This is a genomic window from Caballeronia sp. LjRoot31 (assembly GCF_964253885.1).
GTDB lineage: Bacteria > Pseudomonadota > Gammaproteobacteria > Burkholderiales > Burkholderiaceae > Caballeronia.
In genome coordinates, this window is the sequence record NZ_CAXURX020000003.1 from 433402 (window position 1) to 448042 (window position 14641).

Sequence of the window (14641 nt, forward strand, 5' to 3'; positions counted from 1 at the left end):
CGTAGGGGATTACACCAATAAGCGGATAGTTCTTCGCAAATGAAATCTGGACCGGTGCAAAGAAACCTGTCCTCGGCTTTTCGAGCAAATAAATCTGGCCTGGAGAGATACCGGGCGCGAAAAAATGGCGCGACGTCTGCTTCTTCGCACCCTGTTTTAGCTTCCTCGATTCCTTCCGGTCCCAAGCGGCTCAGGTCACTGTCGAAGCCGCTAAAAGCGCCTGCGTATAACCATGCGCAGGCGCTTGCAATACTTGCAGCGTGTCGCCGCTTTCCACTATTTCCCCCGACTTCATGACCACCACCCGATGAGCCATCGCGCGCATCACGGCGAGATCGTGCGTAATGAATAAATAGCTCAGCGTGTACTTCTTTTGCAGCCGCGTGAGCAACGCGAGGACTTGCTGCTGGATCGATACATCGAGCGCGCTGGTGGGTTCGTCGAGGACCAGCAATTCCGGTTCGACTGCCAGCGCCCGTGCAATTGCAATCCGTTGACGCTGCCCGCCGGAGAATTCGTGCGGATAACGCGGCATGACGTCGGCGGGCATGCCAACCTCTTCCAGCAACGTAGCTACGCGCTGCCGCCGCTCGGCAGGCGTCACTTCCGGACGATGCAAAGCGATCCCCTCGCCCACCACCTGCTCAATCGTCATTCGCGGCGAGAGCGAGCCGAACGGGTCCTGAAAGACAACTTGCAAGCGCTTCGATGCCATGCGCCGCGAGCTTGTGCTTTTCAGTGTGGAAAGCGGCTGCCCGTCGATATGAATAAACCCTTCGGCCGGCTGTTGCAGGCCGAGAATAGTGGCGGCCAGCGTCGATTTTCCGGAACCCGATTCGCCTACGATGCCAAGCGTTTCGCCGCGCTTTAACGTAATGTCGATATTTTTCAGCGCGCGAAACGACGACCGCGTGAACGTCGACTTCCAGCCCTTCGACGGCATCCGGTAATCGACCGCAAGCCCCTGCACTTCGAGCAGGCGTCGCGCGTTCGATGCAACCGGCTCGACATCGCGCACAGGCTCGCTATCGAGCAAGCGTTGCGTATAAGGATGCTGCGGATTCGCGAACAGTTCAGCGGTCGAATTGGTTTCCACCAGCACGCCCTTCTCCATCACCGCCACGCGCTGCGCGAAGCGCTTCACGAGGTTCAAGTCGTGCGTGATCAGCAGTACCGCCATGCCTCTGTCCGCCGCTTCCTGCTCCTGCAACTCAATCAGCAAATCCACAATTTGCTGCCGCACGGTGACGTCGAGCGCGGTCGTGGGTTCGTCGGCGAGCAGCAAACGCGGACGGCATGCAAGCGCCATGGCGATCATCGCGCGTTGCCGCTGGCCGCCGGAAAGCTGATGCGGAAAACTGTCGATACGTCGTTCCGGTTCGGGAATTCCGGTACGGCGCAAGAGCTCGATACCTCGCTCGCGCGCCGCGTTCGGCCGCATGCCCTCATGCAGCCGCAAGCTTTCCGCAATCTGCTTGCCGATGGTAAATAGCGGATTGAGCGCGGTCATCGGTTCCTGGAAGACCATGGCGACGTCGCGGCCGCGAATGCCGCGCCATTGCTGCTCGCTTTTACGCAGCAGGTCGTCGCCGTCGAGCAGGATCCGGCCGCTCTGCCGTGCGTCTTCGACCAGTCCGAGAATCGACAAAGCCGTCACGCTCTTACCCGATCCGGATTCACCGACCAGTGCAACACGCTCGCCGCGTGCAATGGAAAGATTCAAATCCTGGACGACGGTTTTATCGCCGAAGCGGATGGAGAGGTGGTCTAGTTTCAGTAGGGCCTGAGTCACTTTTGCGCGCCTCCGAATGCAGAACCGCGCTTGCGGGTATCGAGCGCATTGCGTAACGCATCGCCCATGAAGGTCAGCAATAACAACGTCACCACGAGCGTGCCGAACGCCGCGCCGGAGATCCACCACGCGTCCAGATTGTTCTTGCCCTGTGCGAGCAGTTCGCCCAGGCTCGGCGTGGGCGCGGGTACACCCAGCCCCAGAAAATCGAGGCTGGTCAGCGCAAGAATGGCCGCGCTCATGCGAAACGGCAGGAAGGTGATCACCGGCGTAAGACTGTTCGGCAACACGTGACGCCACATGATCTGCGCATTCGACAAACCCATTGTGCGAGCCGCCTTCACATAATCGAGCGACCGGTTACGCAGGAATTCGGCGCGTACGTAGTCCGACAGCGTGAGCCATCCGAACATCGAAAGGAGAATAAATAACAGCCAGAGCGTAGGTTCGAATATCGACGCGAAAATGATCAGCAAATAAAGATCCGGCATGGAGCTCCATATTTCGATCAGCCGCTGCCCGATCAGATCGGTCCGTCCGCCGTAGAAACCCTGCACTGCGCCCGTCAGGACGCCCAGCAAGACGCCCGAGACGGTGAGTGCGAGCGCCATGAGCACAGAGAGCCGGAAGCCGTACAGCAAGCGCGAAAGGACGTCGCGGCCGAATTGATCGGTGCCTAGCCAGTTCGCCGCTGAAGGCCTCGCCGGATTCGGAGAATTGGCGAAGTAATCGACCGTGTCGTAGTGAAAATGGACCGGTGGAAAGATTGCGAAATTGCCGTTCGATTCAAGGCGCTCGCGTATGTAGGGATCGAGATAGTTTGCGCGCGCGGGAAAATCTCCGCCGAAGGTCTTCTCCGAATAGTTCTTGAAAATGGGAAAATAATATTGACCCTCGTACTGGATCACGAGGGGCTTGTCGTTCGCAATCACCTCGCCGAGCAAGCTGATCAGGAACAGGGACGCGAACAGGATCGTGCTCCAGTAGCCCAGGCGTTGAGCCTTGAAGCGCAGCCATACGCGCTTGCCGGGGGAAATCGACGGCGGCTGGGCTTGCGAGGCGAGCCCACCGGTTGTCTCAGCGGTCCAGCCGGTCGAACTGGATACGGGGGTCGACGAGGACATAGCAGACGTCCGTAATTAGCTTGGTCACGAGACCAATCAGGGTGAATAAATAGAGCGAACCCAGCACGACGGGGTAGTCGCGGCGGATCACCGAGTCGTAGGAAAGCTGGCCCATGCCGTCGAGCGAGAACAGCGTCTCGATCAGCAGATTGCCGTTCAGGAACGCGCCGATAAACGCAGCGGGCAGGCCAGTCAGCAGCGGGATCATTGCGTTGCGCAGCACGTGTTTCCACAGTACGTCGCGTTGCGGCGCGCCTTTTGCGCGCGCGGTCAGCACGTACTGCCGGCTGATTTCCTCAAGGAACGTGTTCTTCGTGAGGAAGGTGACGATCGCAAAATGGCCGACCACCGCCGCCGTGACCGGCATCGCGATATGCCACAAGTAGTCGAGTACCTTGCCCGCGATACTGAGTTGTTCGAAGTCATCGGAGGTGAGGCCGCGCATGGGAAAGACTTGCCACAACGTGCCTCCGCCAAACAACATCAGCAGCAGCACGCCGAGCACGAAACCGGGTATGGCGTAGCCGGTCAGCACCAGAATGGTCGTGACGGTATCGAAGCGTGAACCGTTGCGCACGGCCTTCGAGATCCCCAGCGGCACTGCAATGAGGTAGGTCAGCAGCACGGTCCAGAGGCCGAGCGTGATGGACACCGGCAGCTTCGACCGGATCACGTCCCATACGCTTTGATGCTGGTAATAAGACTGTCCCAGGTTGAAGCTCGCATAGTTTTTCAGCATGAGGAAATAGCGGACTAGCGGCGGTTTATCGAAGCCGAACTCTTTCTTCAATTGCTCGACTTGCTGCGGGTCCACGCCCTGGCTGCCGTGATACCCACCGCCTCCGCCGGCCTCGCCGCCTTGATTTCCGCCGTGGCGCATTTGCACCATCACCTGTTCAACCGGTCCGCCCGGCACGAACTGCGTGACAACAAACGTAAGCGTGAGCACGCCGATCAGCGTGGGGATCATCAACAATAAACGTCTGAGAATATAGGTTGTCATGGTGCTTGGGTCGATGTGAACTGAGCAGAGTTTGGCTTCACGAACCAGTAACTGATCAACCAGTCCTCGGTACCGTACGAGCGCGGAATGACCTCCGGATGTCCCATGCGCGACCGGTAGCCGACACGCGAATTTGGCGCGTAATACTCCGGCACGAGGTAGTAATCGTTGATCATTACCCGGTCAAGTGCGCGGGTTGCCGTTTCGAGTTCGCCCAGCGTTTGAGCCTTGAGCGCCGCATCGATCATGGCGTCGACGGCTTTCGACTTCGCACCCGGATAATTCTCCGAGCCGGTCTCCAATGCCGCTGCACTGCCAAAACGCCGCGTCAGTTCATTGCCGGGAATCGTGACCGGATCATATATATGGGTGATCATGTCGTAGTCGAACGTGCTCACGCGCTTTTCAAAGAGCGCGCTGTCGAGTTCCCGCATGCGCGCCTGAATGCCGAGCGTTTGCAACTGCCGCACGTACGGCATGATGATCCCGTCCATGCCCGGCTGGTTGTCGATAATTTCTATGGTCATGGGCGTGCCCGCTGCATTGCGCAACGCCCCGTCGCGATAATGCCAACCTGCCTCATTCAGCAACGCTTGGGCTGCGCGCAAATTGCCGCGCAGCGAGTTCGGCGGCAACGTGTTGGGTGGCTGGATCATTGGACCGAATACAGCGGGCGGGAGGCTCGATCTATACGGTTCGAGAAGCGCGAGTTGCTTCGCGTCGGGCAGACCGGTTGCGCCAAAAGGACTGTCCTGGAAATAGCTGCCCGTACGACGGTATTGATTGTAGAAGTAGAGGCGGTTCAGCCAGTCGTAATCGAACGCCATGGTCAGCGCCTGACGCACGCGACGGTCCGCGAACTGCGGCTTGCGCATGTTGAAAATCAGGCCCTGCATTCGCGCCGGACCATTCGGAAAAGCTTCTTTCCTGAGCGTCCCGTTATTGAAATTCTTGCCGACATATTTGCGCGCCCACGAGGACGACGAATACTCCACGCGCATATCCACGCGGCCCGCCTTGAAGTCTTCGCGAGACGAATACGCGTCTGCGAACAAGCGAAACGTAATGCGCTTGAAACGATACATGCCGCGCCGCGAAGGTAGGTCCGCCGCCCAATAATCCGGATTGCGCGTGTAGGTAATCTGCTTGTCGTTCTTGCGCTGCTCGATCAGATACGGGCCGCTGGCGATCGGCGGCACGTTCGCAATCTGATCGAACGGCGGGCGCGTGCCGTCCGCTTTCATGCCCCACTTCGGCGAGAAAACGGGCAGGTCGCCCGCGATCAACGGGGCATCGCGGCGTGCTTCCTTGAAGTCGAAGCGCACGCTCAGTTTATCAACCACGGTAGCGCTCGAAATATTTGCGAACTGCGAGTTGAAGATTGGCGAAACCTTCGGGCTTAGCAGCGTGTCCAGCGAATACTTGACGTCAGCGGCGGTAATCGGATCGCCGTTGGAAAAGCGCGCGCCGGGATTGATATGGAACGTCGCGGACTTGCCATCGGCGGCCACTTCAACGTCGTCGGCAATCAATGCATATTGCGAGGCCAGCTCGTCCCAGCTCCGCTGCATCAGCGTGTCGAACATCAGGTTCTTCAGGTCGGGCGCAGGGGCGCCGCGGATGAGAAACGGGTTCATCGAATCGTAGCTTTGCGCTGCGTCGTAGTTCTGAAAAATCATGTCGCCGTCATTCGGCGCACCGGGATCGGCATAGTCGAAATGCGTGAAATTCTCCGGGTATCTAGGCGCGTCGTACTGCGCGATCGATGCCTTTCCGAACGCCGGACTCGCGAGCACAAGTCCGGCCAGCAACATCAAACGGAACAGCGGTCCTGCGTCAGTCATCGTCGCTCGCTTGGGTCTTGAACGAGAACTCCACTTCACCCACGTAGGGCTGCGGGTTTTTCTCACATTTATATTGTTTTCCCGCGGTCATGACCGCTTCGTTGAAAACAGTCGTAGGCGGAGTCACGCGAACGATCTGCACGCCGCTCACCTGGCCATCGGTTCCTATGGATAGGCGCGCAATCACGCTGGCCGAAATACCCTGCTCCAGCGCCCGACGCGGGATCTGTGGCTGCACCGACTGGCAATGGCCCCGGCCATCGACTACGCCATGCAGGCCGGGAGCCGGCGCGGGCGCAGCACCGGTTGCAGCGGTCGGTGTGGATGGCGTGGCGTTCGCCGGTCCGGTCGCCAATGCGGGCGCATTCGCTGACGGATCGGCCGCTGCGGGAATCTCGGCTTCCTTCGGCGTCGCTGCAGGCTTCGCGGGCGGTGGCTTGGGCACAGGCTGCGGCTTGGGCGTGGGCTGCGGCTTCTCGACAGGTTTCGGCGCGGGCGGCGGTTCGATCTTCTTAACCTCGGGCGGCGGCGGTGGCGGTGGTGGTGGCGGCGGAGCCATGCGCACGCGCATTTCCTTCGGAGGCGGCGGCGCGTCGGGTGTGAAGTTCACGTGAGAGATGCCCGCGATCATAAGCAACTCGACGACGAGCGCCGCGCCGACGGCCAGCTTCATCGGAATGTGATGCTCGCGCGCGACGCTCTTTGACGCCCACAGCGCTCCGCTCAACGGCTCGCGCGGCGTGTTTATCAGGTGGACTGGCGCGTTCATGCTGCTGGATTCGTCGCCAGTGCCACAGAGCTGATGCCGGCTGCGCGCACCAGGTCCATGACATGAATGATGTTCTTGTAGCTCGTGCCTTCATCGCCGGAAATTGCCACATCGACCTTCGTGGAGTCGCCCAGCAAGCCCTTCAAATGCGCCGTGAGTTCGTCCTCAGTGACCTGCCTGGCGTCGAGGTAAAGCTCGTCCGTCTTGGTGATGCCGATCGTGACCTTGATGGTCTGCTGCAACTGCTCGGCGGTGCTCGATTGCGGCAAGTCTAGCTTGATGCCCGCGCCCTGAATCATCTTGAGCGTGGCGAGCATGAAGAAAACCAGCAGGAACATCATGATGTCGATCATCGGAATGATCTCGATGCGTGCCTTCTCTTCCGCGCCCAGGTAATGACTGCGGTGATTTCTACTCATCTCAAACCTCTTCTATTCGATACAGCGGCACACAGCCGGCAGCGCAGGCAACGCTTATGCCGCGATCTCAGGACGGATGTCAGCCGTGCGGCTAACCGGCGCGGAAAAACGCGACACCAGCAGCGACTTGATCAGATCGAACTGATTCACCGTCATGCGAATGCGCTTGTTGAAGTAGTTGAGGAAGATCACGCAAATAATCGCGATCACCAGACCGCAGGCCGTTGCCGTCAGTGCATGGCCGATACCGCCGGTCACGCCGTTCGGGTTGGACGCACCGCTTTCGCCCAGCACGTTGAACGACTCCACCATGCCGATGATCGTGCCGAGCAGACCGAGCAGCGGCCCGAGCGTCACGGCCGTGTCGAGGACCCACAGGTTGCGGTCGAGGCGCGGCATCTGGAACATGATCGTTTCTTCGATCTCGCGTTCCACCACGGCTTCGGCGCGGCCATTGACCTTCATCGCGCTGCGCACAAGTTCAGCCTGCACCGTGGTTTCGTAGTGCTTCACGACCTTCGCTGCGTCCTCAGGATGATTCGCCTTGAGCAGCTTGAGATCATGCTCGATGGTCTTGCCGGCGCGCACGGCTTTCGTGAAGAACACCAGACGCTCAATGATGACGGCCATGCCGAGCAAGAAGATGACTCCCAGAAGAGGGATAAGGCCCATCGACTGGACGGAATAGTTGATCAGGGTTTGCAGCACTGCAGTCTCCGGTTGAGGACAAAAAAATGCTAATCAGTTCGGGAATAACGGGGGTTGCTCTTTACCGCCGCCGACATTGAACGTTGGCGAAAAGCGCAAGGCACTAAGCAACCGCCATGCCAACCGAAACTGAATTTTTGTCCAACCTGATCTCAGGATTGCAATAACGCCTTGATTTTACGGCGCATTAAGAAATCCTCGAATCGTACCCATGCAGCTGAAAATAGAGCGTGCCATTCGCCGCTCTTAATAACACAAAGCCACACGACTGCAATCACGGTTTTTTAGCTGCTCCCAAAGACGGGATCACGTTATTCGTGCAAACAACTCCCCAATTTTGGGCGAACGAAAGCAATTTGTAATATTATATTATTGCATATATGCTTATTCTGATCACCAGAAATACCATTCAATTTCCGCGCTCGGCCCGTAGACGCTTATCCCTTTAGGGGTGGGCCTTCTACGGCACTATCACATAAGCGTATAGGTTATGCTTATACTCTGCACCGGCAACAAGATTTAGCCGATTTATTCCGCATCACGTCCCAATGCACTACACATTCTTACTTTTCCCTTTCTAGGTGCATTTAATGCACCATTAGTATAAATCTCGGTAATAAAAATATCTTCAATACATCAACACGAAACAGTAATTTTGTGGTAATAGAATTGAAATGTTAAGAACGTGATAATCATTTTGCACAATTTTTAAAATAACAAAAAAGTGCATCATTTCAATTTCTTACAGCAGAATTAAATAGCAAAATCCTGCCTTCACCGATTATCTCTTGCGCAAATTGGCACAACTCGTGCTCTTGATGCTGCCGCTTCATCAACGGCGTTATTCAACACCTATTTAGATTGCGCCTTGACTGCCGATGCTCACCGGCGTGCACCAGCGACGGACCTCAAACGAAGTGCGAAGCAACACGCCGGCGATATCGCGTGACCGTTCGGGCAATCCGCCGGGAACGACATGGTTCATTCGATCAAATATGCTCACTGACAAGAGGGAGAGCACGTGAAACAGAAGAGATTGGTAACGGCGATCAAGGGCATTATTGGCGCCGAACTCGTGCTGAGCGCCGCGTTTATTCCGATGGCGTACGCACAAAGCAGCGACCAGAGCACAGCAGCAGGTACTACGGGCACCACCACGGTCGGAGCGCCTGCCGCTGCGACCAAGCTGGAGAAAGTCGAAGTCACGGGCTCGTTGATCCGCACCTCGGACAAGGTCGGCACGGCTGAAGTCCAGACGATAACTACTAAGGATATCGAACAAAGTGGCTACACGACGGTGGCCGATTTCCTGCGCGGCATTTCCGCCAACTCAGGCAGCAGCTGGTCACAATCGACCACCAACACAACCGCTCCTGGCGGCGCAGGCATCGCGCTGCGCGGCCTCAGCGAAAAATACACGCTGGTGCTGGTCGACGGCCAGCGCGTGGCCAACTACGCGAACGCGGTGAACTTCACCGACACCTTCTTCGACGTCAACTCGATCCCGCTGAACATCATCGACCGCGTTGAAGTCGTGAAGTCGGGCGCCGTGTCGCAATACGGCTCCGACGCCATTGCGGGCGTGGTCAACATCATTACGAAGAAGACGTATCAAGGTCTTCAGATCGACGGACAGCTCGGCAAGGCGCAACACCCGGGCGACGGACAAGGCAACTTCAGCGTGCTCGGTGGCTTCGGCAATCTCGGCACCGACCGCTACAACATTACGGGCGCGGTGAGCTGGTACCGCGACACGGGTTCGAAATTCGGCGACCGCGACGCCACGAGCGATCAGTCCTTCGCCGGCCGCGATGGCGGCCCGACCGCGCCGCTGACCAACCAGCAATCGTTCTGGACCACGCCGGGCGGCAAAGTTCCCCTGACTCCCTGCCTGCCGGGACAAACCACTGACCGTACGGGCAACACTTGTGTGATCAACACCGCTAACGCCTTGTCGCTCATGCCGGCCACCACACGCCTTAACGCCAAGCTGCGCGGCACGGTTCAGGTCACCGACGACATCCAGGCCTATGCCGACTTGTGGGCAAGCCGCAATGAAACGGTCCAGGCGCTCGGCTATACCGGGATGACCTCGTCGTCGAACGTATGGGATCCGACGACCAATTCGATCCTGCCACTGAACCGCACCGTGCCGGCTTCCAACCCGTACAACCCGTTCGGCGTTGCGACCCCGCTCAGCTACATCTTCCCGACCTCAATGGTCGGCGTGGATGCGGTATCGACGTACTGGAAGGCATCGACAGGCGTGAAGGGCTCGTTCACCACGCCGAAGTTCGGCGACTGGGACTGGAAACTCGATGCAGGCCACTCGCAAAGCACGGTCAGCAGCACGTACTTCAACTCGCTCAACGTAGCAGGCATTCAGAACGTGCTGAACAACGGCACGTATAACTTCGCCAACCCGTCCGCTACGCCGAACGGTTTGAACGGCCTGTTCCAGAACGACTACCAGTTGTCCATCTCGAAGCTCGATGCTGTGTCGGCACAAGCTTCCACGGGCAATCTGTTCACGCTGCCCACAGGCAACGTAGGTCTTGGTCTGGGTACGGAGTTCCGCCACGAGAGTTCGGTGATCAATCCCCGCACGTATTCGAGCCTGGGCATTGTGGCGCCGGCCAACATCCAATCGGTCGACGGCTCGCGCAACGTGGCAGCCGTGTTCTATCAGGTTGATATTCCGATCTTTCGCGCGCTGACGTTCACGCAATCGGGACGCTACGACCACTACAGCGACTTCGGCGGCGCGTTCTCCCCAAGCTTCGCGCTGCGATACCAGCCGGTTCAGGCACTGACGGGATTCGCTTCGTACAGCCGCGGTTTCCGCGCGCCGACGCTGGTTGAAAACTCGCAAGCGTCGTATATCGGTCGTCAGACGCTGAACGATCCGTTCGCACCGGGTGGTCCGGCTAACATCGCGGCCACCGAATTGTCGAACGGCAATCCGAACCTGCAACCGGAACGCACGAAGAACTTCAACCTTGGCTTCGCGTTGTCGCCGGACAGCACGACGGATATCGGCGGCGGCTTCTACAAGATCACCATCGACGGCGTGATCGGCACGTCAGATCCGCAAGCGCTGCTCAACGCGAACAATCCGGCCAGCGTGGTGCGCAATCCGGACGGGTCGCTGGGCTATATCAAGATGCCTTTCGTGAACCTCGGCTCGCTCGATACCGATGGCTTCGACTTCAACTGGCGCAAGACGCTCGGCACCGCGTTCGGCAACTTCACGCTGGCCGGCGACTGGCAATACGTGTGGCACTACAAGCTGCGCTCGCCGGGTGCCGACACGCAAGATCTCGCGGGCAACAACCTGGCTCTGAACCAGCCGTTCGGCGCATCGAATCCGCGCTGGAAGGGCAACACGAGCTTGTCGTGGGACTATCGCCGCTTCCTCACGACGCTCTCGTGGCAGTACACGGGTCCGTACGCGAACACGATTGCGTCGTCCAACGACGACCGCGGTTCGTACGGCGTGGGTTCGTATAGTCAGTTTAACTTGTACACAAGCTATCGCGGCTTCAAGAACTGGACCGTTTATGGCGGCATCAACAACGTGTTCGACAAGCGTCCGCCGTTCGACGTCGTATGGACGGAAGGCCAGAACCAGAGCGGTTATGACTCGTCGCTGTACAGCGCAATTGGCCGCACGTTCCAGATCGGCGCTACATACCGCTTCAAATAAGCTCTAGCTTTTTATAGCGCTTGAATCTGTCCGGGGCACGAAGGTTTTCGTGTCCCGGACAGTGCGTTTATGCCCCTGCTTTTTGCTCAACCGCAATCCCAAGTACGCTTGAACGAGCGAAACCCATGGCTTCTTCAGCTTAGCCCTGGGCAGGCTCGAACGGTACGGCCTCCCGGCTGGCCATCATCGTGATCCATTGCTCAAATGCCATGACGGCGTCATCGCCGGCGCGATCGGCATTGATCACTAGCGCGTAGTCGGCGGCGCGCCAGGTTGGCGCTGCAATCGGACACACGAGGCGCCCCGCGGCAAGGTCGCGCCCTATCAGCGGCAGCGATGCCAGTGTTACACCCAGACCCTCCACGGCTGCGGCAAGCTGGAGGTTCACGTGGTCGAACTCGGCATGACGGGCAGCCCGCAGGTCGGGCGCACCGGCTTCCTGAAGCCAGTGCGCCCAGGCTGTGCGCGTACTGGCGGAATGCAGCAGGGTGTGATGGCGAAGATCTGTCACTTCCTGTATCGGATGCTGGCGCAGCAGTGCAGGGCTGCAGGCGGGCAGACGCAAGTCGGCCATCAGCGTGCGCGACACGACGCCAGCACCTTGTTCGGGTCCGGAGCGAACCCCGATGTCGAAGGCGTCGCCGACATAGCGCAACTTGCGCGATGTGGTCGACACCCGCACGTCGATGTCGGGGTAACGCGCCTGAAAGTCGGCCAGACGCGGCAACAGCCAGCACAGCGCGAAACTCGCCGGCACGTTCACACGCACGATGCCTGATACCCGGCGCGTAAATTCATCGTGGCGCAGTCGCGCCGCCGCGGCGCCCAGGCGCTCGAACGCGTTGCTCACGTCGTTCAGCAGCGCAGCGCCTTCATCGGTCAGCACAACGCCGCGCGGGCGGCGCTCGAACAACGGCAAGCCGAACCAGTCTTCCAGCAACCTGATCTGCTTTCCGACGGCCCAGTGGGTGACATGCAAATCGGTTGCGGCGCCGGCGAAGCTGCCGTGACGGGCTACCGCTTCGAAATTGCGCAACGCGTTAAGTGGCGGCAACTTGTCCCGGTCCTTCTCAGTGCCTCTGTCTCTGTTCATGACGTGACTTTTTTTCTCCGTTGACGCGATATTAGCTCAATTGAACTGCGTCGTTGTCCGGTCATAAAATTGCCACATGGAGCCTGAACGCGCCACGGCGACTTGCCTTTCCGGGTTGCCTCGTGAGAAGAGAATTTATATGCCCTTGCCACTTCTTTCCCTATTGCCCGCACAGCAGGTCGATCCGGTCGCCCCGTCACGCTCTCGCGTGCTGTGGCTTTCATGCGTCGCGCACGCGATGCACGATGGCTACACAGACATGATCTATGCGTTGTTACCCGTTTGGCAGGCCGACTTCGGTCTTGATTTTGCCGCCCTGGCTATCCTGCGCGGTATCTATGCCGGCACGATGGCCACTCTTCAACTGCCTGCCGGGCGCCTCGCGCAATGGCTGGGGAGCCGGGCCACGCTGGCCCTCGGTACTTTGCTGGCTGCGCTCGGCTATGCGGTCGCGGGGATGTCAGGCGGCCTGCTCGGCCTGTGCGTGGCCTTGGCTATTTCGGGCAGCGGTTCGAGCACGCAACACCCGATCGCATCGGGCGCCGTCTCTCGTATCTACGGGCGCAATGCCAGAGGACCTCTAAGCATCTACAATTTTTCCGGAGACCTCGGCAAATCCGCACTGCCCGCTGCCATTTCGCTGCTGGTGACCATGATGCCGTGGCGTCATGCGTTGTGGATTGTGTCTGCATTGGGCTGCGTAATTGCCGCGGTCATCGCGTTATTTTTCCCGTCAATACCGCGCGACGCACCGGTGGACGTAAATGCGCCCGGCCACGGTCGCAGCACCGTGGGAACAGGTTTTTCCCTTCTGTTCGCGATTGGCGTGCTCGATACGGCCGTGCGGATGGGGCTGCTCACCTTCTTGCCGTTCTTGCTCAAGGCAAAAGGCGTCTCGCTGCCGATGGTGGGGACCGCGCTGGCGCTGGTCTTTATCGGTGGCGCGGCCGGCAAGTTCGCTTGCGGCTGGCTTGGCGCACGCATGGGAGTGATAGGCACGGTGCTGGTCACCGAGGGCGGCACAGCGGCCTGCATCGTCGCCGTGATGTTTCTGCCACTGGCGCTCACCATGGTGCTGCTGCCGCTCCTGGGCATGATGCTCAACGGCACCTCCTCCGTGCTTTATGGAACAGTTCCGGAAATGGCGGCCCCCGAGCGTACTGAGCGCGCATTCGCGTTGTTTTACACGGGGACGATAGCGTCGGGTGCGATCTCACCGGTCATCTATGGCTTTCTTGGCGACCGGATCGGCGTACACGGCGCTACTTTTGCCACGGCTCTGACCGCGTTGGCGATCTTTCCGCTGGCGATCGCACTGCGCTCGCATCTGGCACCCGAGGAAAGACCGTGAGCACAGGCCGCGATAATTATCAGGTACATCCTCAGCATGACAACCATTCAACAAGGAAATACTCCACCCATGGCAAATACATTGGTTATCACCGGAGCGAGCCGCGGGATCGGCGCAGCGACCGCGAAGCTTGCAGCCAGGCACGGCTTTGCGGTGTGCGTCGGTTATCGAGCCGACGTGGAGGCTGCTGAGCGCGTGGTAGCCGACATCAAGGCTGCGGGGGGCAGCGCGATCGCCGTCCACGTGGATGTCGCAAATGAGGAGGACGTGATCGCACTCTTCGAAACAGCGGAGCGCAACTTAGGCCCTATCGTTGGGCTGGTCAACAATGCGGCCATGAACGAGCGCCACAGCCGGGTAGAGGATTACTCACACGCCCGGTTACAACGCATATTCGCGGTGAATGCAATAGGTCCATTCCTGTGTTCGCGAGAGGCGGTTCGCCGGATGGCAACGAGCCACGGAGGGGCGGGCGGCGCCATCGTCAATGTATCTTCCTCCTCAGCCCAGATGGGCTCCCCCAACGAATACGTCGATTACGCCGCGACCAAGGGCGCACTGGAAACAATGACGATCGGCTTGTCAAAGGAGGTCGCGCGCGACGGCATTCGTGTGAATGGCGTGCGTCCCGGCCATATCTACACCGACATGCATGCCAGCGGCGGCGAGCCGGGGCGGGTCGATCGCCTGAAGAGCACCATCCCGATGGGCCGCGGCGGCCAGCCGGAGGAAGTGGCTGAAGCCATCGTCTGGTTGTTAAGTGACAAAGCGTCGTTCGTGACAGGCGGCTTTGTTAATGTTAATGGAGGGAAATGAACAAGGCATCATTGCT

The 14641-nt window shown here is 59.1% G+C and carries 11 protein-coding genes; 3 read left to right on the forward strand and 8 right to left on the reverse strand.

Translation table 11 applies throughout. From position 1 onward, the window contains the following. Window positions 1–190 precede the first annotated feature (190 nt). From ACSQ8V_RS30715 to ACSQ8V_RS30745, 7 genes are read right to left on the reverse strand one after another with little or no spacing between them, the layout of a single operon-like run. The gene (locus ACSQ8V_RS30715; protein WP_436208292.1) at window positions 191–1792 is read right to left on the reverse strand and encodes an ABC transporter ATP-binding protein; all 1602 of its coding nucleotides are present in this window, start codon (window positions 1790–1792) and stop codon (window positions 191–193) included. Next, window positions 1789–2916, reverse strand: coding sequence for an ABC transporter permease (locus ACSQ8V_RS30720; RefSeq protein ID WP_436208293.1), 1128 nt, complete (start codon window positions 2914–2916; stop codon window positions 1789–1791). Before ACSQ8V_RS30720 ends, ACSQ8V_RS30715 begins: the two co-directional genes overlap by 4 nt. Next, window positions 2870–3919 (reverse strand): microcin C ABC transporter permease YejB, encoded by a 1050-nt coding sequence (locus ACSQ8V_RS30725; RefSeq protein ID WP_436208294.1) that lies wholly within the window; start codon window positions 3917–3919, stop codon window positions 2870–2872. The genes ACSQ8V_RS30720 and ACSQ8V_RS30725 overlap by 47 nt, the downstream gene beginning before the upstream one ends. Then, window positions 3916–5733, reverse strand: coding sequence for an extracellular solute-binding protein (locus ACSQ8V_RS30730; RefSeq protein WP_436209218.1), 1818 nt, complete (start codon window positions 5731–5733; stop codon window positions 3916–3918). The genes ACSQ8V_RS30725 and ACSQ8V_RS30730 overlap by 4 nt, the downstream gene beginning before the upstream one ends. A gap of 22 nt (window positions 5734–5755) precedes the next feature. Continuing rightward, complete coding sequence (locus ACSQ8V_RS30735) at window positions 5756–6532, reverse strand: energy transducer TonB (RefSeq protein WP_436208295.1); 777 nt, start codon at window positions 6530–6532, stop codon at window positions 5756–5758. Beyond that, entirely contained in the window at window positions 6529–6951 is a 423-nt protein-coding gene (locus ACSQ8V_RS30740) for an ExbD/TolR family protein (protein ID WP_213765221.1), read from the reverse strand. The genes ACSQ8V_RS30735 and ACSQ8V_RS30740 overlap by 4 nt, the downstream gene beginning before the upstream one ends. Window positions 6952–7005: 54 nt before the next feature. After that, window positions 7006–7659, reverse strand: coding sequence for a MotA/TolQ/ExbB proton channel family protein (locus ACSQ8V_RS30745; protein WP_213765222.1), 654 nt, complete (start codon window positions 7657–7659; stop codon window positions 7006–7008). A gap of 1021 nt (window positions 7660–8680) precedes the next feature. Here ACSQ8V_RS30745 and ACSQ8V_RS30750 point away from each other — a divergent pair. Further along, entirely contained in the window at window positions 8681–11365 is a 2685-nt protein-coding gene (locus ACSQ8V_RS30750) for a TonB-dependent receptor domain-containing protein (RefSeq protein ID WP_436208296.1), read from the forward strand. Window positions 11366–11504: 139 nt separating this feature from the next. On the opposite strand, the gene gcvA is transcribed toward ACSQ8V_RS30750, so the two are convergent. Beyond that, the gene (gene gcvA, locus ACSQ8V_RS30755) at window positions 11505–12458 is read right to left on the reverse strand and encodes a transcriptional regulator GcvA (protein ID WP_436208297.1); all 954 of its coding nucleotides are present in this window, start codon (window positions 12456–12458) and stop codon (window positions 11505–11507) included. Between the two features lie 139 nt (window positions 12459–12597). On the opposite strand from gcvA, the gene ACSQ8V_RS30760 reads away from it, so the two are divergent. Both ACSQ8V_RS30760 and ACSQ8V_RS30765 read left to right on the forward strand, forming a co-directional pair. After that, window positions 12598–13809, forward strand: coding sequence for an MFS transporter (locus ACSQ8V_RS30760; protein WP_436208298.1), 1212 nt, complete (start codon window positions 12598–12600; stop codon window positions 13807–13809). 69 nt (window positions 13810–13878) lie between these two features. After that, the gene (locus tag ACSQ8V_RS30765) at window positions 13879–14625 is read left to right on the forward strand and encodes an SDR family oxidoreductase (RefSeq protein WP_436208299.1); all 747 of its coding nucleotides are present in this window, start codon (window positions 13879–13881) and stop codon (window positions 14623–14625) included. Window positions 14626–14641 lie beyond the last annotated feature (16 nt).